The sequence below is a fragment of the Psychroflexus sp. ALD_RP9 genome, assembly GCF_017311165.1.
GTDB lineage: Bacteria > Bacteroidota > Bacteroidia > Flavobacteriales > Flavobacteriaceae > Psychroflexus.
The window spans coordinates 764,238-788,998 of sequence record NZ_CP062973.1 but is presented as its reverse complement, the minus strand read 5'-3'; the positions used below and the strand labels follow the sequence as shown (position 1 = coordinate 788,998).

Below are 24,761 nucleotides of genomic sequence, written 5' to 3'. Positions count from 1 at the left end.
TACTATGTACATCATTTTTGATACCGAAACTACAGGTCTTCCAAAGCGTTGGGATGCACCTATTAGCGATGTTGAAAATTGGCCAAGAGCCATACAAATTGCCTGGCAAGTTCATGATCAATGGGGTGAATTAATTGAAGCAGAAGATTATTTAATTCAACCTGAAGGTTTTGATATTCCTTATGATGCAGAGCGTATTCATGGTATTTCTACAGCACTAGCAAAAACTGAAGGAGAAGAACTTAATTTAGTATTAGAGCGTTTTAATGAAGCCCTTGCAAAGGCAAAATTTGTAGTCGGGCAAAATGTCGGTTTTGATGTAAATATCATGGGAGCTGAGTTTTTTAGAGCTCAACTTGAAACACCATTGCTCAATATGTCCGTTTTGGACACTTGTACTGAAAAAACAGCAAAATTATGTCAAATTCCTGGAGGTCGTGGAGGAAAATATAAGCTACCAACTTTAACAGAATTACACGAACATCTATTTAATCAACCATTTGAAGAAGCTCACAACGCTACCGCCGATGTAGAAGCAACAACTCGGTGTTTTTTAGAGTTAATTAGAATTCATAACTACACTGAAGAAGAGTTAAAAGTTCAGCCTGGTTATTTAGACGAATTTAAGGCAAAACATTCTTCTCCAATTCAACCAATAGGTTTAAAGCATGTTAATTTAAAACAAGCTTCTGATAAATTAAAAGCTAGAGAAACTTCAACTGAAACACAACCTACAAAAGAAGAAATTCAACAAAACTTAGCAGAACTAGAAGCTAATCATTTTGTTCATCTTCATAATCACAGCCAATTTTCAGTGTTACAATCTACCAGTTCTGTAGCAGATTTAGTTGCTGCTGCTGCAAAACATCGCATGCCAGCTGTTGCCTTAACAGATCATGCCAATATGATGGGTGCATTTCATTTTGTAAATGCCATTAAAAAGCATAATAAATCTATCACTGAAGATAGTGACCTTGTACCGCTTAAACCTATTATCGGATGCGAATTTTTTGTTTGTGAAGATCACACCGATAAATCTCGAAAAGATAATGGCTATCAAATTGTCTTACTAGCAAAAAATAAAAACGGTTATCATAATCTTGCAAAATTATCTTCTATTGGTTTTACAAAAGGCTTTTATTATGTGCCAAGAATAGATAAGACTTTAATTGAGCAATATAAGGAAGACATTATCGCCCTAACAGGAAATATGTATGGTGAAGTACCAAGTAAAATTTTAAATCTTGGTGAAAAACAAGCTGAAGAAGCCTTAATATGGTGGAAAGAGACTTTTAAAGATGATTTTTATATCGAGCTGATGCGTCATCAACAAGAAGATGAAGATCGTGCCAATAACACTTTAATTGCAATGGCTAATAAGCATAATGTAAAGTTGTTGGCGACTAATAATACTTATTATATCAATCAGCAAGACGCCAACGCACACGATATTTTACTTTGTGTAAAAGATGGAGAAAAGCAATCTACACCTATCGGTCGTGGTCGAGGTTACCGTTATGGGTTACCTAATAATGAATACTATTTTAAGTCGGCTGATGAAATGAAATCTTTATTTAAGGATTTGCCAGAAGCCATTACTAATACAGAAGAAATAGCCGATAAAGTTGAAGCTTATGATCTTGCTAGAGACGTTTTGCTACCAGCATTTACTATACCAGAAGAGTTTCAAGATGCTAAAGATCTATCTGATAATGGTAAACGTGGCGAAAACGCTTACCTTAAGCATTTAACCTATGAAGGTGCTAAAGAACGTTACGGAGAATTATCAGAATCTATTAAAGAGCGTTTAGATTTTGAACTTTCGGTAATCGCTAATACAGGATATCCAGGATACTTTTTAATTGTTGAAGATTTTATTCGTGAAGCAAGAAAAATGGGAGTTTCAGTTGGGCCAGGACGAGGTTCAGCAGCAGGTAGTGCAGTAGCCTACTGCTTAAAAATCACCAACATAGATCCAATTAAATATGATTTACTGTTTGAGCGTTTTTTGAATCCTGAACGTGTAAGTATGCCTGATATTGATATTGATTTTGATGATGAAGGTCGAAGCAAAGTTATGCAGTATGTGATTGATAAATATGGCGAAAATCAGGTGGCACAAATTATAACTTATGGTACAATGGCAGCTAAATCTGCTATTCGCGATACAGCTCGAGCACTAGATTTACCACTATACGAAGCCGATCGCATAGCGAAGTTAGTACCCGACATGTCTAAGTTGAGTAAAATTTTTGGTAAAACTGATAAAGAACTTAAAGAAAAATTTAGAGCTGAAGACCTTGTAAAAGTGCAAGAACTTTTAGGTATATCAGAGCAAGATTCGCCAGAAGCCGATACCGTGAATCAAGCAAGAATATTAGAGGGCTCAGTTAGAAATACAGGTATTCATGCATGTGGCGTAATTATTACACCTGATGATATCACAAAGTTTGTTCCTGTTTCTTTAGCAAAAGATTCAGACTTATACGTGACGCAATTCGATAATTCAGTTGTTGAAGATGCTGGTTTACTTAAAATGGACTTCTTAGGTCTCAAAACCTTGACTTTAATTAAAGATACAGTTGAAATTGTAAAAGCACGTCATGGTGTAGAACTCGATCCTGAATCTTTTCCATTAGATGATCAAAAAACTTACGAACTTTTTCAACGAGGAGAAACTGTAGGGATTTTTCAGTATGAATCACCTGGCATGCAAAAACATATGAAAGATCTTAAGCCAACAGTTTTTGAAGATCTAATCGCTATGAATGCCTTGTACAGACCTGGACCGATGGAATATATTCCTAGTTTTATTAAGCGTAAACATGGTGGTGAAGAGATTTCGTATGATTTACCTGACATGCAAGAATATCTTGAAGAAACCTACGGAATTACTGTTTATCAAGAGCAAGTGATGTTACTTTCTCAAAAGCTAGCTAACTTTACTAAAGGTGAAGCTGATGTTTTGCGTAAAGCTATGGGTAAAAAGTTAAAGGATGTACTAGCTAAATTGAAACCAAAATTTATTAACCAAGCTAAAGATAATGGCCATCCTGAAGAAAAGTTAGAGAAAATATGGAAAGATTGGGAAGCATTTGCAAGTTACGCTTTCAATAAATCGCACTCAACTTGTTACGCATTTGTAGCTTATCAAACGGCTTACCTTAAAGCACATTATCCAGCCGAATATATGGCTGCTGTTTTATCTAACAACATGAATGATATTAAAAAAGTTACCTTTTTTATGGAAGAATGTCGGCGAATGGGACTAGATGTATTAGGTCCGGATGTAAACGAATCTTATTACAAGTTTTCAGTTAATAAAAATAATGCCATTCGATTTGGAATGGGTGCTGTAAAAGGTGTTGGTGGTGGAGCTGTTGATACAATTGTAAAACATAGAAAAAAAGATGGTAATTACAAATCTATTTTTGATCTTGCTAAACGCATAGATTTACGCGCTGCTAATAAAAAGGCTTTTGAGAGTTTAGCTTTAGCCGGTGCTTTCGATAGCTTGGGTGAAGTTCATAGGGCACAGTATTTTCATCAAACAGAAAGCGATCTTAACTTTTTGGAGAAAGTGCTCAAGTATGCTTCTAAATTTCAAGAAAATCAAAATTCTGCTCAAGTAAGTTTATTTGGAGAGGCTAGTGAAGTTCAAATTCCTGAACCTGAAGTGCCGCCTTGTGATCCTTGGCACACTATGAAAACGCTTAAAGCTGAAAAAGAAGTTATTGGTTTATTTTTGTCTGGTCATCCGCTTGATGATTTTAAACTTGAAATAAAACATTTTTGTAATACGGATATTAGATGTTTTAATTCTATTGAAAACTACCTTAATAAGGAATTACTCTTTGCTGGTGTAGTCACAGATGTTCAACATCGTGTGAGTAAAAATGGTAAAGGTTTTGCAACTTTTATTTTAGAAGACTATTATGAAAGCCATGAGTTTTGGATTTTTGGTGAAGACTATTTAAAGTTTAGACATTTTTTAGTGTTAGATAATTTTGTTCATGTTAAAACAACGGCAAGACAATTTATCAACAAAGAGACTGGTGAGCCAGGTCGAACACGTATTACCTTTAAAGCATTTAAACAGCTACAAGATGTCGTTAAAGAGTTTGCAACTAAACTTACGCTAACTTTAGATATAAAAGAATTAAATGATGATTTCGTAAAACAGCTAGAACAAGTAATTAGCCAGCACAAAGGCTCGAAGCATGTGAAATTTAAAATTAGAGATCATCAAGATAAAATTGAATTACAAATGCCAAGCAAAACTAAAAAAGTAGAAATTTCTAAAGAATTACTCCTGTCACTTCAAGATTTTAATTTAAGTTACAAACTCAACTAAATATATCAATTAAAACATGGTCAGGAAACTTCATCCTGACCGTATTTATATAACCACGGTTATTACGTATTAAAAGTAGTGAATTTCAATTATAAAACCTAAGTGAGCAAATAGGGGTTGATTCGCTTGTAGTCGAATCACCAGTAATTGCATTTATCCGGTGCTGTGCGTAGTGTTTTATTCCACGTATGCAGTTCTTTCGCCAATCGTATATTTCAGAATTTTATTTTTATTATTTCTTGAGATTTGAACTTTACCATCAAAAGTAAACTCATTCACACCGTAGGCTACAAGTCTATTTGTTTTTTTATTATACACTATTTTCTCAGCTCTAGTTAAATTCATTAAATCAGATTTAAAACTAACCTTACCTTTAAAAATCATAATATCAGAACTGTCATTAATTGTAACAGATTCTGATGAGAAATTCGGTTCAACAAGAGTTGTTTCTTCAATTTCATTTTGTGCAAGACTTACAAAGTTGATCAACAAAAACAGCATTAAAATGATATTTTTCATAAGTGTTATTTTAAGATTATGGATTTAAAATTATTAATTTTATCATTTATATTACAGACAACATGTTTTATAGAGTTTTTTGATAAGTTTTTTTATTATTTAGAGGAAATACCTCTTTAAACGCATATAAATTATTTTTCGGCTTGTTTCAATTGGGTGAAATGATTATAAAAAAATGGAATGGTTTCAATTCCTTTTAAAAAATTCCAAACTCCAAAATGCTCATTAGGCGAATGGATTGCATCAGAATTTAGCCCAAAGCCTAGTAAAATTGTTTTAGATTTAAGATAACCTTCAAACAAAGAAACAATTGGGATGCTGCCACCACTACGTTGAGGTATAGCCGGTTTGCCAAAAACGTCTTGGATAGCCTGGTCTGCAGCTTGATATTCGATGCCATCTATTGGAGTGACATAGGCTTGACCACCATGATGCGGTTTTACTTTCACAGTTACACTTTTTGGCGCTATCTTTTCAAAATGAGTTTTAAAAAGTTGTGTGATTTCTTCCCAATCTTGATTTGGAACTAATCGCATTGAAATTTTAGCAAATGCTTTACTAGGAATTACTGTTTTTGCACCCTCGCCAATGTATCCTCCCCAAATGCCATTGACATCAAGAGTTGGTCTAATTGAACCACGTTCTAGTGTTGAGTAGCCTTTTTCTCCGTGTATATCTTTAATATCAATATGCGCTTTGTATTCTTCTAAGTCAAATGGCGCTTCGCTCATTTTTTGACGTTCGGATTGGGATAAATTTTCAACTTTATCGTAAAATCCGGGTATAGTGATGTGATTATTTTCATCTTGAAGAGAAGCAATCATTTGACTTAAGATGTTAATTGGGTTAGCTACTGTCCCGCCATACAAGCCAGAATGTAAATCTCTATTTGGGCTGGTGACTTCAACTTCAAGGTAACTTAAACCTCTTAAGCCTGTTGTGATTGATGGTGCTTCTTTGCTAATCATGCCCGTGTCTGAAATAAGGATGACATCATTTTTAAGTTTTTCTTGATTGCGCTCTAAAAACCACTCTAAACTGACGCTGCCAACTTCTTCTTCACCTTCAATCATAAACTTTATATTACAAGGTAAGTTCTCGGTTTTAGTCATATATTCTAAGGCTTTAACATGCATAAACATTTGGCCTTTATCGTCACAAGCACCACGAGCGAAAATAGCGCCTTCAGGATGAATTTTCGTTGGTTTTATAACAGGTTTAAATGGTGGGCTGTCCCATAAATCTAAAGGGTCTGGCGGTTGCACATCATAATGACCATAAACTAAAACGGTTGGTAAATTTTTGTCGATTATTTTTTCACCATAAACAATAGGTAATCCTGGTGTTTCACAGATTTCGACAGAATCACAGCCAGCTTGACTCAAGGCTGTTTCAACAGCTTTAGCAGTCTTTATGGTATCTTTTTTATAATTAGAATCTGCACTGATTGAAGGTAGTTTTAATAGTTCAACCAGTTCATTTATAAAACGATCTTTATGTGAGTTAATGTATGATTTCGGATCCATAACAATGATTATTTTTTAAGAGTTACAATTTAAAAATAATTAAGGAACTAATGTTTGAAAATTTAGATTATTGTTTATATTTGCACTCCAATTTAAATGTCCGCGGATGTGGTGGAATTGGTAGACACGCTAGACTTAGGATCTAGTGCCGCGAGGCGTGAAGGTTCGACTCCTTTCATCCGCACTTTAAAAAAAAAGCTAAACAGTTGTTAATTAATTGTTTAGCTTTTTTGTTTACTATATCTTTAAATCAATTATTTATGCAAAGGTGTGATTAAACAAAGGTTTTTAACTCATTAAATATTTTAGTATAATATGTTATTCAATATCCTAAAATTATAATTTGTGCCTAGTTATTAGAAACTGTAAAGATTGATATAGATTTTTTTGGTGATATACTATTAAAAAAACCTATAACTTACCTTCAAATTGGTAGCCAATGCTTTCAATAGTAGATTTTATTTGATCTTCAGTTGCTTGACCTTCAACTTGGGCTGTACCCTTATCTAAATTAACATTTACTTCAGTGACTTGCTCTAAGCTACCTAAATTTTTTTCGACATTTGCAACACAGTGGTTACAAGTCATCCCTTTAATTTTATAAGTCGTCATATCTGTTGTTTTTGAGTTTTGTTTTTGTGGTATATACCGAATAACTTCGGCTTGGATAATCAAGTAAATAAGTATAATCCCGCTACCAATCATTAACCAATGTGGCAGGATATGTTGATGCTGTTCTGTGATCGTTGTGATGGGCAAAAAATAATTGTAAAGTGTCTCTGGCAAGGTGTAGTCTATTAAGAAACCAAAGAATAAAGCACCACCAATAATAGAGCTTAAATAGACTAAGGTTGTTTTTTTTCCGATAGTATTCCACAATACGGTAAAGGTGGCAATATTTGTTGCTGGTCCAGCCATTAAAAAAACAATCGCAGCTCCTGGTGAAATGCCTTTTAATAATAATGCAGCCGCAATCGGGACACTTGCTGTAGCACAGACATAAAGCGGAACACTTGCTATTAAAACAATAAGCATGTTTAACCAGGCTTGATCAACATACTCGGTAAATAAACTATCGGGTACAGCTACGGTTATCAGTGCGGCTAAAGCTAAGCCTAATACCAAATAGCGTGAAATATCTTGTAAAAATGTAACGAAGGCATATCTGAAAATACGGTTAAACCAAGTTTGTTTTTTTGAGGCTGAATCTTCAACCTCGCATGAGCTACATGAATTATCATCACACTTAGGTGCATTAATTTGTTCGCTCAAGACATAATTATCAGCTATAAATCCGCCAAAAACACCAGTAACAAATGCAATGACTGGTCGAATAATTGCGTAAGCCCAACCCATTAAAGCGTAAGTAATTAAAATGCTATCAACACCGGTTTGTGGTGTAGAAATTAAAAATGATGTTGTTGCGCCTTTTGAAGCTCCATTTTTGTGAAATGATACACCTGTAGGGATAACGCCACAAGAACAAAGCGGTAATGGAATTCCAAATAAAGCAGCTTTTATAGAAGAGGCAAAACCTGGTTTACCTAATTTACGCTGTAGCCAATTTTTTGTAAATACGCCATTTAAAAGACCTGCTATTAAAAAACCTAGCAATAGATATGGTGCCATTTCAATGGTTAAATCCCAAAGCGCCGAAAAATAATTGTTTATAAAATTCATATTACAAAATTACTTAATTTAGAATAGTTCTATGTAATATATGTTACCAATTTTATGCAAGTTTCTTCATTTTACAATTAGTAAAATAAAATTTTAAATTTTACAAATTTTTGATAGTCGACTTTCGATCTCATGTGTAGTTAAATTCTTTGCAATAGTCTAATTTTGTATTAAATAAAAGTAAATGTCTGAAATAATTGATTGTATTGTAATTGGTGGTGGTGCGAGTGGCTTTTTTTTCGCCATTAATTATGCTGAGAGGCATCCAGATCAATCGGTGATGATTTTAGAAAAGTCAAAACAAGTGCTACAAAAGGTAAAAATTTCTGGTGGTGGCCGATGTAATGTTACCCACGCGGAGTTTATTCCTAAAGATTTATCGAAGCATTACCCACGTGGTGAACGCGAATTAATCGGGCCATTTCATCGGTTTATGACAGGCGATATGATGGCATGGCTTGAACAACGCGGTGTAGCACTTAAAATTGAAGATGATGGTCGTATTTTTCCAAAGTCAGATTCATCTCAAAGTATTATTGATTGCTTTGTAAAAGAGGCGAATAGATTGCGAGTCTCCGTTAAAACATCTCAAGTAGTTACCGATTTTAATTATATCAATAACCACTGGCAGGTAACAACCAAAACCCATAATTTAGAAGCACAACAACTAGTAATTTCAACTGGAAGCAGTTTAAAAATTTGGAAAAAATTAGAGCAATTAGGGCATGAAATTGTAACTCCAATACCATCATTATTTACGTTTAATATTCATCATACAAAACTCACACAGTTACAAGGCTTAAGTTTACCAACGCACATTAAGTTATTCGAAACAACTTCAACTAAGGCGCCATTATTAGAGTCTACAGGCGCCACACTAATTACACATTGGGGTTTAAGCGGTCCTTGCATTTTAAAACTTTCGGCTTGGGGAGCTCAATTGCTTAATAAGATGAATTATCACTTTGTAATTAGCGTTAATTGGTTACCAGATTTAAGCGAAGATGAAGTTAACGAACAGCTTAAAAGAATGAAATTTGAACAATCAAAAAAACAATTAAATAAACAAATAGAATTTAATGTACCTAAACGTTTTTGGCTTTTTATATTAGAAGAAGCTGAAGTAAATAGCACTAAAAATTGGGGTGATCTTTCTAAATTAGAATTAAATAGAATTTCAACAGTATTACGGGCATTTACAGTTGAAGTTAACGGGAAAAGTACATTTAAAGATGAGTTTGTAACAGCTGGCGGTGTTCATTTAAAAGAAATTGATTTTAAGACTTTTAGAAGTAAACAACTACCACAACTAAAAATAATTGGCGAGGCATTAAATATTGATGCCATTACAGGTGGATTTAATTTTCAAAATACTTGGACAAGTGCTTACATTGCTGCAACGACTAATTAAGCCTCCAAATCTCAAAATTAAGTAACATAGCAAACGCAACCCAAACTAAATAAGGAATAATTAAATAGGAGGCTTTGCTAGAAACCACTTTAAACCATTTAAATGTAAGTAGAATTAAAATAAAAAGGGCTACAATAACAAACAGTGCAAGTAAGGGTTTTTGTAAACCAAAAAATACGATAGACCACAGAGCATTCAGTAATAATTGAAAACCAAAATGGTACAAAGCTGTTTTAACCCAAACATGATGAAAACCTCTGTGCCAAACCAATGCGGCAGAAATTCCCATTAAAATATACAAGGCTGTCCATACCGGTGCAAATAACCAATTTGGTGGATTAAATACAGGTTTATTTAGTGTTAAATACCAAGTATTAACACTAGTTTGAGTAGCAATAGAGCCAATAAAACCAATTGCTAAACAAACAAATACCGCAATTATTAATTTATAGATAAACTTTAACTTCATGAGTTCCGAATTTCGCAATCTAAAATAGACAATTTATATATGAACTGCAACTTGCGTATATTCTTAATTTAACTGCTTTTTAAATTATAATTTACTTACATATTTTAAATTATCTTTGTTAAAAAAATTTATGCAGGCCAAAGATTTTATCGCACCAAACTTTACGCATCAATTTGTAGGTAAAAAAGTCACATCAACTGCACCAAGTAATATTGCTTTGGTTAAATATTGGGGAAAATATGATCAACAATTACCTACCAATGCCTCCATAAGTTTTACGTTGAACAATTGTAAAACAATAACTGAAATTCATCTAGAAGAAACTAACACAACTAAAGACTTCAATTTTCAAGTGTATTTAGATGGAAAATTAAGACCAGAATTTAAACCTAAAATTGAAAGTTTTCTAAAAAAAATTGACGTTTACAGTCCTTTTTTAAAACACTATCAATTCTCAATACATACTAAAAATACCTTTCCACACAGTAGCGGCATAGCTTCTTCAGCTAGTGGTTTAGCAGCTTTAGCAAAGTGTATTGTCGATTTAGAACAATCTGCAAATCAATCACAATCAGTTGACTATTATAAGCTAAAAACTTCATTCCTGGCACGTTTAGGATCAGGCAGTGCTTGTAGGAGTACACATGGTGATTTAGTAGTTTGGGGAAAACATTCATCAATACCAGAAAGCTCAAACCTATACGGGATTGAGTTTCCATTTGAAGTTCATGAAAAATTTAAAAACTTCTGTGACAGTATATTATTAGTAGATAAAGGCCAAAAACAAGTCAGTAGTACAGTTGGTCATCAATTAATGCATCAACATCCTTTTGCAGAACAACGATTTAAGCAAGCTAATGATAATTTAACCCAGTTAACTTCAATTTTGCAAAATGGAACTTACGAAGACTTTTTTTCGCTCGTAGAAACTGAAGCTTTAAGTTTACATGCGATGATGATGACAAGCTCGCCTTATTTCATTTTAATGCGTCCAAATACTTTGCAAATTATAGAAGCGATTTGGGACTTTAGAAATTCAACTCAAATACCGCTTGGGTTTACTTTAGACGCAGGTGCTAATGTACATTTGTTATACCCTAAATCAGTCGAAAATGAAGTCAAATCTTTCATTAAAAATAGCTTAGCAAGTTATTGCGAGAATAAAGAATATATTCACGACCAAGTTACAATAGATTAAAACACTGTTAACAAGTCGCTTAAATGTTTGTTGTATCTTATTTTTTGTCTAATTTCGTAATGCCTAACCACAGAAACATTTAAAAAATGAAAGGACCATTATTTTATTCTAAAATTTTATTGTTTGGTGAGTATGGAATCATTAAAGATTCTAAAGGTCTATCAATACCATACAATTTTTACAATGGCGCTTTAAAAATTGATGATGAACTTAGTGAAACTGCTAAAGCATCAAATTTAGAGTTAAAGCGCTTTTCTGATTATTTAAAAACGCTAAATCAAAATCAAGATATCGAAGTTCAATTTGATGTTGACTCTCTTCAGCATGATATTGCTCAGGGTTTATATTTTGACAGTAGTATACCTCAAGGTTATGGTGTTGGAAGTAGTGGTGCTTTGGTGGCAGCAATTTATGATAAGTATGCTATCGATAAAATTACAGTTCTTGAAAATTTAGGTCGAGAAAAACTACTGACTTTAAAATCAATTTTTGCTAAAATGGAATCTTTTTTTCATGGTAAATCTTCTGGACTCGACCCACTGAATAGTTATTTAAGTTTACCAATCCTTATTAACTCTAAAGAAGATTTAGAGCCAGCCGGGATACCTTCTCAAACATCGAGTGGTAAAGGAGCAGTGTTCTTATTAGATAGTGGTATTGTAGGAGAAACGGCACCAATGGTAAATATCTTTATGGAAAATATGAAGCAAGAAGGTTTTAAGAATATGATAAAAACCAAATTTGTTAAACATACTGATGCTTGCGTAGAAAATTTTTTAACAGGAGATTTCAAATCTTTATTTAAAAATATTAAAAGCCTATCAAATACAGTTTTAGATAATTTTAAACCTATGATTCCAGCTAAATTTCATGATTTATGGAAAAAAGGTATTGAAACAAATGATTATTATTTAAAGCTTTGCGGTTCTGGCGGCGGTGGATATATTTTAGGCTTCACCGAAGATTTTCAAAAAGCCAAAAAGGCATTATCGGGCCACAAGCTTGAAGTGGTTTACACCTTTTAAACACTTTTATGCCAACCGAGACTAATAAGTTTTTTTTAAAGTTATTCAGTTTATTTTCGGTAGTTCGTGGTTACAACTTATTAGTACTTGCTTTAGCAATATATTTTGCGTCTATTTTTATTATGGCTCACGATATAGCTGTTAAAGATGTTTTACTTGATTTAAACCTTCATCTGCTTGTTCTGTCAAGTTTGCTTGCAATTGCTTCAGGATACATCATTAATAATTTTTACGATTCTGAAAAAGACTTAATAAACAGGCCAGCTAAAACATTATTAGATAACTATGTAAGTCAAAATACCAAGTTAGGTGTTTACTTTGGCTTAAATTTTTTAAGCGTTATCGTTGCTAGTTACGTTTCTTTTAAAGCAGTTTTATTTTTTTCAGGTTATATATTTTTACTGTGGATTTACTCTCATAAATTAAAACGTAAAGTTGGCATTGCTACACTAATGGCAAGTATGCTAGCTGTTTTACCATTTTTTATAGTATTTGTCTATTATAAAAATCTTGATTTAGTCATTTTCGTACATGCGTTATATTTATTCTTACTTGTTAGCATTAGAGAGTTGATTAAAGATTTAGAAAATCTACGAGGCGATTTTGTTCAAGAATATAAAACATTACCTGTAGTTTACGGTATGCGATTGACTAAAAAAATAATTAGTGTATTGTGTGTTTCCTTAATTGTACCAGCTTTGGTGCTTATAAGCTTATTCGATATAGGTTATATGACTTACTATTTTGGATCGAGTGTATTATTTTTTATTTTTTTTATTTTGAAACTTTGGCAGTCACGTTCAAAAAAACACTATGTGTTACTTCATAATTTGCTTAAACTTGTGATTGTAATAGGAATCTTCAGTATTGTATTAATTGATTTACAGCAAGTTGTTGATCGAATATTCTAAAGTGAAAGGTTTTAATCTCAAATATTTAAACATATCTTTGCAAAAAATTAAAAATGCAAAAAAAATCATCAAATTCGAAGCAAAAGCCAAAAGGGAATAAGAAGAATTTGAAACAAGCGAAAGTAGATCAGCAAATAAAAGATCCTAATGCTGGTATGCGATTGAACAAATACATAGCTAATTCAGGTGTATGTTCAAGACGAGATGCCGATATATATATTAAATCTGGAAACGTTACAGTAAATGGTGAGGTTGTTACTGAAATGGGGCATAAAGTAAAACTCCAAGATGAAGTAAAGTTCGATGGTCGTAGAATAAATCCAGAACCTAAAGTTTATTATTTACTCAACAAACCTAAAGGCGTCTATTGCACAGGAAGTTATAAAAACAACAACACCACAGTTTTAGATATGGCTGCAAGAGTAACTAAAGCTGCTGTAAAACCTGTTGGTACATTAGAGAGTTCTGCGCTTGGTTTAATTTTACTAACTAATGATGGTACTTTAGCTAAAAAGCTTTCTAATTTAAAAAGTGGTATACATCAACTCTATGATGTTGAGCTTAAAAAGCCTTTAGATTATGTTCATCTCAATCAAATAAAAGATGGTATTATTATAGAAGGTCATAAAGTTTATGTAGATGATATTAGCTATGTTGAAAATAAATCTAAACATAATATTGGGTTAGAATTAAAAAGTCAGCGTCCTAAAATTGTTCAGAAAATTTTCAAGAAATTAGGTTATGAAATTTTAAAGCTGGATCGTGTGATGTATGGTAATTTAACTAAACGTGACTTACCTAGAGGTCGTATGCGCGAATTGAAAAAACAAGAAGTAATTAATTTAGGAATGTTGTAGTTTTTTACAAGCATCCTGATGTATAATAAATAAAAAAACCGCCTTAATCTAAGGCGGTTTTTTATTTGTAAATATTGTAAAAATTTAACTAGTCTTTAAAAACGCTTCTTGAAATAACTATTTTCTGTATTTCAGAAGTACCTTCATAAATTTGAGTAATCTTAGCATCTCTCATCAAACGTTCTACATGATATTCTTTAACATAGCCATTTCCGCCATGAACTTGAACGGCTTCAGTAGCTACTTCCATAGCTACTTGAGAAGCATATAGCTTTGCCATTGCACCAGATAAGTCGTAATTATTGCCTTGATCTTTATCCCAAGCGGCTTTCATAACCAAGTGTCTCGCTGCTTCAATTTGAGTATGCATATCGGCAATTTTAAAAGCGATGGCCTGATGATTCATGATTTCAGTACCAAATGCTTTACGTGTCTTAGCATATTCTTTTGCTAATTCATAAGCGCCAGAAGCAATACCTAAAGCTTGAGCCGCAATACCTATTCGTCCACCAGAAAGTGTTTTCATTGCAAATTTAAAACCAAAACCATCTTCACCAATTCGGTTTTCTTTTGGAACTTTTACGTCGTTGAAGTTTAAAGAATGTGTATCACTACCGCGAATTCCCATTTTTTGTTCTTTGGGACCGACTTCAAATCCTTCCATGCCTTTTTCAACGATAAAAGCATTAATACCTTTATGTTTTTTTTCACGGTCGGTTTGTGCAATCACTAAATAAATATCAGCAGAATTACCGTTAGTAATCCAGTTTTTGGTGCCATTAATTACATAATGATCACCTTTATCAATAGCAGTTGTTTTTTGAGATGTTGCGTCACTTCCAGCTTCAGGCTCACTTAAACAAAATGCACCAATTTTTTCGCCAGTGGTAAGTTGCGATAAATATTTTTCTTTTTGCTCAGGTGTGCCATAAGTGTCAAGTCCCCAGCATACTAGTGAATTGTTAACAGAGACAACAACAGAGGCAGAAGCATCTACTTTAGACAATTCTTCCATAGCAATTACATACGAAATTGTGTCCATTCCGCCACCGCCATATTCAGGTGATGCCATCATTCCCATAAAACCTAATTCGCCTAATTGTTTAATCTGCGCTTTTGGAAATTCTTGTTTCTCGTCACGTTCAATAACGCCAGGTAGTAATTCGTTTTTAGCAAAATCACGCGCCGCTTGACGTATCATTTCATGTTCTTCTGTTAATTTAAAATCCATCTGTATTAATCTCGTTTTGTTAATAGCACAAATATAATGAGAACTACCGAATTTTCAGTGTTTATTCATTATTTTTACGAATTGTTAAATGAAATTGATTTTTAATCAAAGATTTTGGAAATACCTCAAAATAATTATCATGTTCTAGGCTTGATGTCAGGAACTTCACTTGATGGTTTAGACATCGTTGAAGCTAAGTTTACAAAGGCAACAAAGTGGAATTTTGAAATTTTAAACGCTAAAACATATTCATATAATTTGTTTTGGCAAAGGCGATTAGCTGAAGCTCATAGAATACAACCCAAAAAACGACTTCAATTATCTAAAGATTTCGCAGAACTTTCAGCCAAATATTGTGTTGATTTTATAAATGAATTTAAATGCGATAAAATTGATTTTATATCAGCTCATGGTCACACGGTTTTCCATCAACCTGATAAGGGTATTACATTACAAATTGGTAATGAAGCTTTGTTGGCTCAATTAACACAATTGCCAGTGATTTGTGATTTTAGAGTTCAAGATGTGCAATTAGGAGGCCAAGGTGCACCACTAGTGCCAATTGGTGATCAATTACTGTTTCAAAACTATGGTGCTTGCCTAAATATTGGAGGCTTTGCAAATATTTCTTTTCAAAATGCTGGAAGGCGCATTGCTTATGATATTTGTGCTGCCAATAAAGTTACAAATTTTTATGCACAACAACTCAATTTAGATTATGATGTTGATGGGAAAATAGCCGAATCATCTCCTGTTAATTTAAACTTATTAGAGCAACTCAATCAGCTGAGTTATTTCAACCAATCGCCACCAAAATCTTTAGGTCTAGAATGGATAGAGTCAGAGGTTTTTCCTTTAATTAATTCGTTTGGGCTTCCACCAGAACATATTTTAGCCACTTTTACACATCATATTGCTCATCAAATCGCTTTAAACACAAAAGATTTTGACAATGTATTAATAACAGGCGGTGGTGCACATAATAAATATTTATTCAAATTACTTGAACAATTCCTAAAAGATAAATTAATTTTACCATCGCATAATTTAATCGCTTTTAAAGAAGCTTTAATTTTTGCGTTTTTAGGAGTTTTAAGACATAGAAATGAAATTAATGTCTTGGCGGATGTAACAGGAGCCAAACAAGACCATTCAAGTGGTGTTTTATTTTACCCTTAAAACTACTGTAGTTTAAATTAACCAATGTCAATAAATAAGGTTTGGCATGCTTAACTCAACAAAAATATTTACATGAAAGAATTACTAGAACAATATGAAAGTAAACTTCCAGAAATTGTTTTTCACTGGAAAGACTCAGAAACCGAAGCTGAAGGTTGGACGGTTATTAACTCACTTCGTGGTGGCGCTGCAGGCGGTGGAACTCGTATGCGTGAGGGATTAGATAAAAATGAAGTTTTATCACTCGCAAAAACCATGGAAATTAAATTTACGGTTTCTGGCCCTGCTATTGGCGGTGCTAAATCAGGAATAAATTTCGATCCAAGCGATCCTAGAAAAAAAGGGGTGCTTGAACGCTGGTATAAAGCCGTATCACCATTACTGAAAAGTTATTATGGTACAGGTGGCGACTTGAATGTTGATGAAATTCATGAGGTAATCCCTATCACCGAAAGTTGCGGTGTTTGGCATCCACAAGAAGGTGTGTTTAATGGTCATTTTCAACCCACTGAGGCCGATAAAATCAATCGAATTGGTCAATTACGTCATGGTGTGATTAAAGTTCTTGAAAACCCAGATTACACACCAGATTTACTTCGTAAATATACAGTTGCTGATATGATTACAGGCTTTGGTGTGTCCGAAGCTGTCAAGCATTACTACTCAATTTATGGTGGTGATGTTAAAGGAAAACGCGCCATTGTTCAAGGCTTTGGTAATGTAGGTTCAGCGGCAGCTTATTACTTAGCATCAATGGGCGCAAAAGTTGTCGGAATTTTAGATCGTGTAGGTGGTTTAATTAATGAAGATGGTTTTAGCTTTGAAGAAATTAAAGAACTCTTTTTAAACAAAAATGGAAATACTTTACATGCTGAAAATTTAATTCCGTTTGATGATGTTAATACTAAAATTTGGCGTCTCGGTGCTGAGGTTTTTGCACCATGTGCTGCCTCACGCTTAATTACTAAACAACAAGTTGACGCAATGATAGATTCTGGACTTGAAGTGATTTCATGTGGTGCTAATGTACCATTTGCAGATAAAGAAATATTCTTCGGTCCAATAATGGAGTATACTGATGCTAAAACAAGCTTAATTCCTGATTTTATTTCCAATTGTGGAATGGCTCGTGTTTTTGCTTACTTTATGGAGCGTAAAGTGCAAATGACCGATGAAGCAATTTTTAACGACACTTCAATTACTATTAAAAATGCAATTCAAAATACTTATGATAATAATAGCGATAAATTAAACATTAGTCGCACTGCTTTTGAAATTGCACTTAATCAACTTTTATGACTTATTAAATGACAACATTTATTATTTTAATTTTCGTGATTGGCTATTTAGCCATTACTCTTGAGCATCCACTCAAACTTGATAAAGCAGTTCCAGCTTTACTAATGGGAACTTTAATGTGGGCGCTTCTATCGATTGGTTTTAACCAATCCTGGTTTGATGTAATAAACTATAAAGGTGAAGTTTTTAGTCTAGCTGAAGGTTATAGCGAAACTGAAGCTTACGGTTTTAAGAAAAACCTCATGCACCATTTTAGTAAAATTGGTGAAATTCTCTTTTTTTTAATCGGCGCTATGACTATCGTTGAAATAGTTGATTTACACCGTGGATTTGGCATTATAAAAAAAGTTATTAAACCTAAAAGTAAACAGCGCTTACTATGGGTTCTCGGAATTTTAGCCTTTGTTCTCTCAGCGATTATAGATAACCTTACAGCCACTATAATTCTAATTACTTTATTACGAAAAATATTAGCAAAACATCAATATCGCGTTTGGTATGCTGCAATGATAATTATTGCCGCAAATGCTGGTGGCGCTTGGTCTCCAATCGGTGATGTAACTACGACTATGCTTTGGATTGGAGGTAAGGTCACAGCCGTAGGCCTATCTGAATACTTAATAATTCCTTCTTTAGCATGTTTTGTAGTTCCGTTTTTTATAGCGACTAAGTTAAAGCCATTTCGAGGAAGAGCTATCAGAAAAGAACTTATTATTGATGAAGACACAGAACGTTTATTGAGTAGTAAAACTATGCTTTATGTGGGTTTAGGCGCAATTGTATTTGTACCTGTTTTTAAAATGGTAACAGGTCTGCCACCTTATATAGGGATGATGTTCAGTCTTGGTTTAGTTTGGCTTGTTTCTGAATATGTTAAACCAGTTAAAAATTTACCTTCAAATCAGAAATACCGCTACTCAACTCATAAGGCATTGTCTAAAATTGAGTTTTCAAGTATTTTATTTTTTCTAGGAATTTTATTGGCAGTTGCAGCGCTTGAAAGCTTAGTCTTTGGAAGTATAAGTGGTGTTGAGGTTGGTACGCTTCGCTATGCAGCTGAAAGTATTTCAAATGCAATTCCTAATATGGATGTTGTAGTAATTTTGCTAGGTATGCTTTCAGCTTTGATTGACAATGTACCAATGGTTGCAGCAACAATGGGTATGTATACCTTCGAGGTAGATAGCCCTGTATGGCATTTTATCGCTTACTCAGCAGGCACAGGCGGAAGCTTGCTTGTAATTGGTTCAGCTGCAGGTGTGGCTGCCATGGGAATAGAAAAAATTGACTTTATTTGGTACCTAAAAAAAATCACTTGGTTAGCTTTGGTTGGTTTTTTAGCAGGTGCAGGTATTTTTGTTTTTATTGAATATTTTTTCTACAACTAAGATAAAAATCTAAAAGTTAACAATTAAATTTTAAATTTGACGTTATTACACAGAAGCTATTACTTATGGTTTATACAATATTACAAGAAGTTTCTCCAGAACAAACTGAAGGTGTTTCCGAAGAGAAAACCCTTTCAGTTATTGATTTAATCTTTAGTGGTGGTGCCGGTGGTACAATCATCATAGCCATACTTGCAGTGTTACTTTTTGTAGCGCTTTATATCTATTTTGAAAGATTGTTTGCTATCAAAGCAGCTTCAAAAACAGATAAAGATTTTATGAATAAAATTAAAGATAACGTTTCTAACGGGAATATTGAAGCGGCTAAAATGTATTGTGCTCAAGAAAATTCACCTGTAGCTAGATTAACAGCTAAAGGTATTTCCCGTATTGGCACACCGCTAGAAGATATTAATACAGCTATAGAAAATGCCGGTCGTTTAGAAGTGTACAAATTAGAAAAAAACGTAAGTGTTCTTGCAACTATTGCTGGTGCAGCACCAATGATAGGTTTTTTAGGAACTGTTATCGGTATGGTTCTAGCCTTTTACGAATTAGCCACAAGTAGCGGGCAAGCTGAGATGGGCTCACTAGCAGAAGGAATATACACAGCCATGACAACAACAGTTGCGGGTTTAATTGTCGGTATTATTGCTTATATTGCTTATAATCACTTAGTGGTTAAAACTGATAAAGTTGTGCACCAAATGGAAGCTACTGCAGTCGATTTCTTAGACCTACTTAATGAGCCAACTTAATTCTAAATTATGAATTTACGCGGAAGAAATAAAGTTAGCCCAGAATTTAGCATGTCGTCTATGACAGATATCGTGTTTTTATTACTGATATTTTTTATGCTTACTTCGCCAGTAATTACACCAGAAGCTCTTGATTTAATTTTACCGAAAGCTAAAGGTAAAACTACCAATAAGCAAAATGTATCTGTGAGTATTACTAAAGATTTAAAATATTACGTAGACGGAGAACAAGTACCGCTCAAAAATTTAGAAACAGCTTTACAATCTAAATTAAGTAGTGTAGAACAACCTACAGTTATTCTAAGAGCTGAAAAAGATGTAATTCTACAAAAAGCAGTCGACGTAATGTCTATTGCTAATGATAATAAGTACAAACTCGTTTTAGCCGTAAAACCAAATTAAGTTGAAGTTTCTTAAAACAAAATACGAGCGCAAATCTTTTATTATTACCAGTGTAATATATGCTATTATTTTGGTTCTAATGTTTATGTTTGGTTTCAAATATTTCGACCCGCCAAAAGAAAAAGGAATTGCAGTTAACTTTGGGACAACCGATTTCGGAGCTGGAGAAGTTCAGCCTAACGAACCTATTAAAACAGCACCAAAACAAGTTACTCCTGAAGCAACACCTGTTGAAGAGGCAGCATCAGCTGTAGAAGAGGAAGATGTGATTAATCAAACTACTGAAGATGCTCCTGTTATTAAGGACGACAAAAAGGAAAAACCTAAGGAAGTTCAAAAAGAAAAACCTGAAAAGCAACCAGAAGAGGTACAACCCCAAAAAAAACCTAAAGAGCAAGAAGAACCCAAAAAGCCCGAACCAAAACCAGAACCAAAACCTGATAAATCGGTAACAGATGCTATGGAAAGTTTGATGAATGGTCCTGAAAATAATGGTCAAGAAACCAATGGTGAAGGAAATGATACTTCTGGCGGAGATAAAGGTAATCCTAATGGAGATCCTAAGGCTAAAAACTACTATGGTACTGGTAAAGGTTTAGATGGCGATGGTAATTACAGACTTGGCGGTCGTAAAGCCTTAAATAAAGAAAAATACATTCAAGATTGTAATGAATCTGGCGAGGTTGTAGTTAGAATTGAAGTTGATCGCAATGGTAACGTAATCCGGGCTATTCCAGGGCAAAAAGGAACTACAAATGCTAGTCCATGTTTACTAGAGCCAGCAAAGCGTGCTGCATTAGATACTAAATTTAATAGTGATTCTAATGCACCAAATAAGCAAGTTGGTTTTATAACTTACGTCTTCAAACTTTCTGAATAATTGTTATGACTTATCAATCCTGTATAGATTGGCTATTTCAACAATTACCAATGTATCAATCTAAAGGTGCTTCAGCCTATAAAGCTGATCTGAATAATAGTCTAAAACTGGATAACTATCTGAATAATCCACATCGTTCTTTTAAATCAATTCACGTTGGTGGTACTAATGGTAAGGGTTCTGTAAGTCATATGCTAGCTTCAGTTTTACAAACTCAAGGTTATAAAGTAGGACTTTACACATCACCCCATTTAAAAGATTTTAGAGAACGGATCAAGGTTAATGGTAAATGTATCTCAAAAAAAGCTGTTGTTGAGTTTGTAAAGCAGCATCAAGCTTACTTTGAAAAACAATCGCTTTCTTTTTTTGAGATGACAGTTGGCCTAGCTTTCACTTATTTTAATCAACAAAAGGTTGATATTGCAATTATTGAAGTCGGTTTAGGAGGTCGTTTAGATTCTACAAACATTATTTCTCCTGTTTTATCGATAATAACTAACATTGGTTTAGATCATACGCAGTTTTTAGGCGATACACATGCTCAGATTGCATCAGAAAAAGCAGGAATTATTAAACCAAAAACACCAATTGTTATTGGAGAAACTCAACTTGAAACTGAAACTATTTTTAAAGCCAAAGCCAAAGCCGAAGACGCACCAATATATCTTGCCAACCGGTTGAAGTTAAAAGTTCCAACAACAGATTTACGTGGTTCTTATCAATATCATAATGCAAAAACAGCGGTTTGTGCCCTAAAGGTATTGCAAGAACTTTTAGGTTATAAAATTTCAAAAGAGAACATAACGCATGGCTTTTTAAATGTCATTAAAAACACTGGTTTATTAGGACGTTGGCAAATTTTAGGTGAAAGTCCTAAAATTATAGCAGACACCGCACATAATTTTGAGGGTTTAAGTTATGTTATTCCACAATTGCAAAAGCTAAATGCAAAACGGCTACATATAGTTATTGGAGTTGTTAATGATAAAGATTTGTCTCGTATTTTGCCTTTATTTCCACGTGATGCAGAATATTACTTTGTTAGTCCAAAAATTCAACGTGCTTTAGTAGCTCGGCAACTTCAATTAAAGGCTAAGGCGTATAAATTGCTTGGGAAGACCTACTCAAGTGTTCAATCTGGGTTTTTAGCCGCTCAATTAAACGCTTCTTCAAGTGATGTTATTTATATTGGTGGCAGTACTTTTACAGTAGCAGAAGTTGTTTAAGGATTAGGCTAATTAAATCAGAAAAAACTTGAGTTTATATTTTGAGATATTAAAAATAGATTTATATTTGCATCCGCAATAGCAAGGGTGCGTAGCTCAGTTGGTTCAGAGCATCTGGTTTACACCCAGAAGGTCAGGGGTTCGAATCCCTTCGCACCCACAAAGCTCAAGCTTCGGTTTGAGCTTTTTTATTCTTATTGGGTCATTAACTCAGTTGGTTCAGAGTGTTACCTTGACAGGGTAGAAGTCACTGGTTCGAATCCAGTATGACCCACAAAAAACAGGCTCAAATGCCTGTTTTTTAATGCCTTAACTTTCCGTTGTTTTCATTTCTTTTCTGTAGATTTGTTACATATATGTTTTTTTGTTACTTATTTGTTACGCAAAAAAGCCTGTTTAAAACTTACTTATGAGTGTAAAACTAAGAAAGAGAAAACTCTCTAATAATAGGGAAAGCTTTTATTTAGATATTTATCATAAAGGTAAAAGATATTATGAAAATTTAGATATTGTTATTGATCCAAAAGAGCCCAAATCTTCACAGCATGATAAAAGGAATATTGCTAAGATTGCTAGAAGTGAAAGAGAAGTGCAATTAATTTCCTCAGGCTATGAATATATGCCTAGCCACAATAAAAAAATTAAATTCTTTGATTACGCTGAAGCTTATCTAGATAACTATACTAAAAAAGACGTGGCTATGATTGATGCTGCTATTAAGCGTTTTAAAGATTTTGTTTCTAATAATAATGTGAAGTTATCTAGTATTCAGAAGAATGATTTATTAAAGTTCACTAATTATCTTGCAAATGATTGCGGTTTAAAAGGAGAAACACCACAAAATTATTTTGCTAGGTTAAAGAAGATTTTCAAAGATGCCCATGAGCATGGTTTTATAGTTAAAAATCCAACAGTTGGAATTAAATTTAGTAAATCAAACACTTCGCATTCTATAAAAAAGAATGTGTTAAATGAGAAAGAACTTAAAATTCTTTATAATACACCCTGTGAATATCCAGAACTTAAACGTGCTTTTTTGTTTGCATGTAATACTGGTCTTGGTTTAGCTGAAATTCATAAGCTCAAATGGGAAAACTTAAAAAATGGTAGTCTCAATACTAAAAGAGAAAAAACAGGAAATCTTATTCAATTTAGAATGAATGAGTCAATTTTAAGTCTTGTAGGTGAGCCAAAAGAAAAAAATCAATCTGTGTTTAACTTATTAAATGATAAACAAAAACCCTTAACTAATAACGGCGCTAACTTCAGACTTAAAGTATGGTTGAGATCAACAAATATTGATAAAGACATTACTTTTTATTGTGCAAGACATACATTTGCTACACAACTCTTACTAAATAATGTTGATTTAAAAACAGTATCTGATTTGTTAGGCCATTCTGATTTAAGAAGTACTACAAAATATCTTAATTTTATAGGTGAGTTAAAAAATAAAGCCATAGATAAACTACCAAACATAAAATATGAAATCTAAATATTCAGAATACTTTCAAAATAGCTTTGAAACTCAGGTCAAAGAACATTCAACAAATTTTAAAGATGAAATCTTAACTCAAAAGTCTAAAAATTTAGGTCTAAATTCAAAATTTAATCAGCTAACAAATCAATACTATAAAGAGGTCAATAGCCTAAAGAGTAAGGATGATATGACCCAGAAGCTCTGTAAAGTTTACGACAATAGGGATAAGTATGATGATCAAACGGAAGGGTTAATATTTAATATAATACTTCTTGAAGAGTTTGATAAACTTAAAGTTAGTGGCATTCCAAACCCTTATAAGGATTATATGCATTTTTTAGAGTTCTTAGCAGTAATAGAAGCTTTAAACTTCTGTAAGGTTAAACTAAGGAATCATTATATTATAATTCAAAATATGTTTAAGATAGGTAGATTAGATGGTTACGATAATATGCCTGTATTTAATTTGTTAAAATTCATATATCCAACAGACAATAAAATTGCCAGTGAGGTTAGAAAAATTTCATACCCTGAAACTGAGGTTTATAACTTTAATTTAAAAAGGAAATATATTGATTTATTTTTAACTGATAAGTTTTATTATTTTATTACTGAGGAATTTATTGACCAATCAACACTTACTCAGCATGAATTTATTAGATTTTTCGTTTATTCCGAGCATGTTTCTAAATTAGTTAATTTTAAGTGCCAAACTTTTGAACTGGCTTATTTTTTTGAAATCTTAAAAGAATATTTTTATGATAATTTAACTTACGAAGAAATATCAAAGTCTGGCATATTTAGAACTTCAAACAAAACAGTTGTAAAAAGTGGTACAGTTCGCTCTAACCTTCATCGTTTGGATAGGAGTAAACAAGATAAAAAGGACAAATTTTTAGAACTTAAATCTTTTATTTTATAGACTGTGACGCAGTTATTGGCTCTTAATGTCACACATTTTAATTTTC

20 protein-coding genes and 3 tRNA genes are annotated in these 24,761 nt (G+C 33.2%); 18 read left to right on the top strand and 5 right to left on the bottom strand.

Features of this window, described 5'->3' with window-relative positions; translation table 11 throughout:
- Nucleotides 1-4: 4 nt before the first annotated feature.
- Nucleotides 5-4,354, top strand: a complete 4,350-nt coding sequence (gene dnaE / locus IMZ30_RS03760) for a DNA polymerase III subunit alpha (RefSeq protein WP_207039202.1) — start codon at nucleotides 5-7, stop codon at nucleotides 4,352-4,354.
- A gap of 177 nt (nucleotides 4,355-4,531) precedes the next feature.
- Here the strand turns inward: dnaE and IMZ30_RS03755 are convergent, their stop codons facing one another.
- Nucleotides 4,532-4,873, bottom strand: a complete 342-nt coding sequence (locus IMZ30_RS03755) for a hypothetical protein (RefSeq protein WP_207039201.1) — start codon at nucleotides 4,871-4,873, stop codon at nucleotides 4,532-4,534.
- A 131-nt stretch (nucleotides 4,874-5,004) separates the two neighbouring features.
- Nucleotides 5,005-6,399, bottom strand: coding sequence for a dipeptidase (locus tag IMZ30_RS03750; protein ID WP_207039200.1), 1,395 nt, complete (start codon nucleotides 6,397-6,399; stop codon nucleotides 5,005-5,007).
- A 102-nt stretch (nucleotides 6,400-6,501) separates the two neighbouring features.
- Between IMZ30_RS03750 and IMZ30_RS03745 the strand changes: the two genes are divergently transcribed.
- Nucleotides 6,502-6,583: transfer RNA gene (locus tag IMZ30_RS03745), tRNA-Leu, on the top strand.
- 227 nt (nucleotides 6,584-6,810) lie between these two features.
- Here the strand turns inward: IMZ30_RS03745 and IMZ30_RS03740 are convergent.
- Entirely contained in the window at nucleotides 6,811-8,079 is a 1,269-nt protein-coding gene (locus IMZ30_RS03740; protein ID WP_207039199.1) for an SO_0444 family Cu/Zn efflux transporter, read from the bottom strand.
- Nucleotides 8,080-8,263: 184 nt separating this feature from the next.
- Between IMZ30_RS03740 and IMZ30_RS03735 the strand changes: the two genes are divergently transcribed.
- Entirely contained in the window at nucleotides 8,264-9,490 is a 1,227-nt protein-coding gene (locus tag IMZ30_RS03735) for an NAD(P)/FAD-dependent oxidoreductase (protein WP_207039198.1), read from the top strand.
- Here IMZ30_RS03735 and IMZ30_RS03730 read toward each other — a convergent pair.
- The gene (locus IMZ30_RS03730; RefSeq protein WP_207039197.1) at nucleotides 9,483-9,959 is read right to left on the bottom strand and encodes a TspO/MBR family protein; all 477 of its coding nucleotides are present in this window, start codon (nucleotides 9,957-9,959) and stop codon (nucleotides 9,483-9,485) included. The genes IMZ30_RS03735 and IMZ30_RS03730 overlap by 8 nt on opposite strands.
- A 130-nt stretch (nucleotides 9,960-10,089) precedes the next feature.
- On the opposite strand from IMZ30_RS03730, the gene mvaD reads away from it, so the two are divergent.
- The 4 genes from mvaD to IMZ30_RS03710 all read left to right on the top strand — a co-directional run bounded on the left by mvaD (nucleotide 10,090) and on the right by IMZ30_RS03710 (nucleotide 13,950).
- A complete protein-coding gene (mvaD, locus tag IMZ30_RS03725) occupies nucleotides 10,090-11,157 on the top strand; it encodes a diphosphomevalonate decarboxylase (protein WP_207039196.1) in 1,068 nt (355 codons plus the stop codon).
- Between the two features lie 86 nt (nucleotides 11,158-11,243).
- Nucleotides 11,244-12,182, top strand: a complete 939-nt coding sequence (locus IMZ30_RS03720; RefSeq protein WP_207039195.1) for a mevalonate kinase — start codon at nucleotides 11,244-11,246, stop codon at nucleotides 12,180-12,182.
- Nucleotides 12,183-12,190: 8 nt separating this feature from the next.
- Nucleotides 12,191-13,093, top strand: coding sequence for a geranylgeranylglycerol-phosphate geranylgeranyltransferase (locus IMZ30_RS03715; RefSeq protein ID WP_207039194.1), 903 nt, complete (start codon nucleotides 12,191-12,193; stop codon nucleotides 13,091-13,093).
- A 53-nt stretch (nucleotides 13,094-13,146) separates the two neighbouring features.
- A complete protein-coding gene (locus IMZ30_RS03710; RefSeq protein WP_207039193.1) occupies nucleotides 13,147-13,950 on the top strand; it encodes a pseudouridine synthase in 804 nt (267 codons plus the stop codon).
- Between the two features lie 88 nt (nucleotides 13,951-14,038).
- Here IMZ30_RS03710 and IMZ30_RS03705 read toward each other — a convergent pair whose 3' ends face one another.
- Nucleotides 14,039-15,181, bottom strand: a complete 1,143-nt coding sequence (locus tag IMZ30_RS03705) for an acyl-CoA dehydrogenase family protein (protein ID WP_207039192.1) — start codon at nucleotides 15,179-15,181, stop codon at nucleotides 14,039-14,041.
- 114 nt (nucleotides 15,182-15,295) lie between these two features.
- Here IMZ30_RS03705 and IMZ30_RS03700 point away from each other — a divergent pair, with 114 nt between their 5' ends.
- The 11 genes from IMZ30_RS03700 (at nucleotide 15,296) to IMZ30_RS03650 (ending at nucleotide 24,715) form a co-directional block, all read left to right on the top strand.
- Nucleotides 15,296-16,360, top strand: a complete 1,065-nt coding sequence (locus IMZ30_RS03700) for an anhydro-N-acetylmuramic acid kinase (RefSeq protein WP_262896749.1) — start codon at nucleotides 15,296-15,298, stop codon at nucleotides 16,358-16,360.
- Nucleotides 16,361-16,432: 72 nt separating this feature from the next.
- Entirely contained in the window at nucleotides 16,433-17,659 is a 1,227-nt protein-coding gene (locus IMZ30_RS03695) for a Glu/Leu/Phe/Val dehydrogenase dimerization domain-containing protein (RefSeq protein WP_207039191.1), read from the top strand.
- A gap of 8 nt (nucleotides 17,660-17,667) precedes the next feature.
- On the top strand, nucleotides 17,668-19,047 hold the full coding sequence (nhaD, locus tag IMZ30_RS03690) for a sodium:proton antiporter NhaD (protein ID WP_207039190.1): 1,380 nt from the start codon (nucleotides 17,668-17,670) through the stop codon (nucleotides 19,045-19,047).
- Nucleotides 19,048-19,112: 65 nt separating this feature from the next.
- Nucleotides 19,113-19,805, top strand: coding sequence for a MotA/TolQ/ExbB proton channel family protein (locus IMZ30_RS03685; RefSeq protein WP_207039189.1), 693 nt, complete (start codon nucleotides 19,113-19,115; stop codon nucleotides 19,803-19,805).
- Between the two features lie 9 nt (nucleotides 19,806-19,814).
- A complete protein-coding gene (locus tag IMZ30_RS03680; RefSeq protein ID WP_207039188.1) occupies nucleotides 19,815-20,207 on the top strand; it encodes an ExbD/TolR family protein in 393 nt (130 codons plus the stop codon).
- A 1-nt stretch (nucleotide 20,208) separates the two neighbouring features.
- Nucleotides 20,209-21,087, top strand: a complete 879-nt coding sequence (locus IMZ30_RS03675) for an energy transducer TonB (protein ID WP_207039187.1) — start codon at nucleotides 20,209-20,211, stop codon at nucleotides 21,085-21,087.
- A gap of 5 nt (nucleotides 21,088-21,092) precedes the next feature.
- On the top strand, nucleotides 21,093-22,313 hold the full coding sequence (locus tag IMZ30_RS03670) for a bifunctional folylpolyglutamate synthase/dihydrofolate synthase (RefSeq protein ID WP_207039186.1): 1,221 nt from the start codon (nucleotides 21,093-21,095) through the stop codon (nucleotides 22,311-22,313).
- Between the two features lie 85 nt (nucleotides 22,314-22,398).
- Nucleotides 22,399-22,473 (top strand) — tRNA-Val (locus IMZ30_RS03665).
- Nucleotides 22,474-22,512: 39 nt separating this feature from the next.
- Nucleotides 22,513-22,587 (top strand) — tRNA-Val (locus tag IMZ30_RS03660).
- A 135-nt stretch (nucleotides 22,588-22,722) separates the two neighbouring features.
- The gene (locus IMZ30_RS03655) at nucleotides 22,723-23,808 is read left to right on the top strand and encodes a site-specific integrase (protein ID WP_207039185.1); all 1,086 of its coding nucleotides are present in this window, start codon (nucleotides 22,723-22,725) and stop codon (nucleotides 23,806-23,808) included.
- Entirely contained in the window at nucleotides 23,798-24,715 is a 918-nt protein-coding gene (locus tag IMZ30_RS03650) for a hypothetical protein (RefSeq protein WP_207039184.1), read from the top strand. The genes IMZ30_RS03655 and IMZ30_RS03650 overlap by 11 nt, the downstream gene beginning before the upstream one ends.
- Nucleotides 24,716-24,761 lie beyond the last annotated feature (46 nt).

What these genes read in the sequence shown, in the direction of transcription:
- dnaE (WP_207039202.1), top strand. Translation starts at nt 5, where the DNA reads ATGTACATCATTTTTGATACCGAAACTACAGGTCTTCCAAAGCGTTGG.
- IMZ30_RS03755 (WP_207039201.1), bottom strand. Translation starts at nt 4,873, where the DNA reads ATGAAAAATATCATTTTAATGCTGTTTTTGTTGATCAACTTTGTAAGT.
- IMZ30_RS03750 (WP_207039200.1), bottom strand. Translation starts at nt 6,399, where the DNA reads ATGGATCCGAAATCATACATTAACTCACATAAAGATCGTTTTATAAAT.
- IMZ30_RS03740 (WP_207039199.1), bottom strand. Translation starts at nt 8,079, where the DNA reads ATGAATTTTATAAACAATTATTTTTCGGCGCTTTGGGATTTAACCATT.
- IMZ30_RS03735 (WP_207039198.1), top strand. Translation starts at nt 8,264, where the DNA reads ATGTCTGAAATAATTGATTGTATTGTAATTGGTGGTGGTGCGAGTGGC.
- IMZ30_RS03730 (WP_207039197.1), bottom strand. Translation starts at nt 9,959, where the DNA reads ATGAAGTTAAAGTTTATCTATAAATTAATAATTGCGGTATTTGTTTGT.
- mvaD (WP_207039196.1), top strand. Translation starts at nt 10,090, where the DNA reads ATGCAGGCCAAAGATTTTATCGCACCAAACTTTACGCATCAATTTGTA.
- IMZ30_RS03720 (WP_207039195.1), top strand. Translation starts at nt 11,244, where the DNA reads ATGAAAGGACCATTATTTTATTCTAAAATTTTATTGTTTGGTGAGTAT.
- IMZ30_RS03715 (WP_207039194.1), top strand. Translation starts at nt 12,191, where the DNA reads ATGCCAACCGAGACTAATAAGTTTTTTTTAAAGTTATTCAGTTTATTT.
- IMZ30_RS03710 (WP_207039193.1), top strand. Translation starts at nt 13,147, where the DNA reads ATGCAAAAAAAATCATCAAATTCGAAGCAAAAGCCAAAAGGGAATAAG.
- IMZ30_RS03705 (WP_207039192.1), bottom strand. Translation starts at nt 15,181, where the DNA reads ATGGATTTTAAATTAACAGAAGAACATGAAATGATACGTCAAGCGGCG.
- IMZ30_RS03695 (WP_207039191.1), top strand. Translation starts at nt 16,433, where the DNA reads ATGAAAGAATTACTAGAACAATATGAAAGTAAACTTCCAGAAATTGTT.
- nhaD (WP_207039190.1), top strand. Translation starts at nt 17,668, where the DNA reads ATGACAACATTTATTATTTTAATTTTCGTGATTGGCTATTTAGCCATT.
- IMZ30_RS03685 (WP_207039189.1), top strand. Translation starts at nt 19,113, where the DNA reads ATGGTTTATACAATATTACAAGAAGTTTCTCCAGAACAAACTGAAGGT.
- IMZ30_RS03680 (WP_207039188.1), top strand. Translation starts at nt 19,815, where the DNA reads ATGAATTTACGCGGAAGAAATAAAGTTAGCCCAGAATTTAGCATGTCG.
- IMZ30_RS03670 (WP_207039186.1), top strand. Translation starts at nt 21,093, where the DNA reads ATGACTTATCAATCCTGTATAGATTGGCTATTTCAACAATTACCAATG.
- IMZ30_RS03655 (WP_207039185.1), top strand. Translation starts at nt 22,723, where the DNA reads ATGAGTGTAAAACTAAGAAAGAGAAAACTCTCTAATAATAGGGAAAGC.
- IMZ30_RS03650 (WP_207039184.1), top strand. Translation starts at nt 23,798, where the DNA reads ATGAAATCTAAATATTCAGAATACTTTCAAAATAGCTTTGAAACTCAG.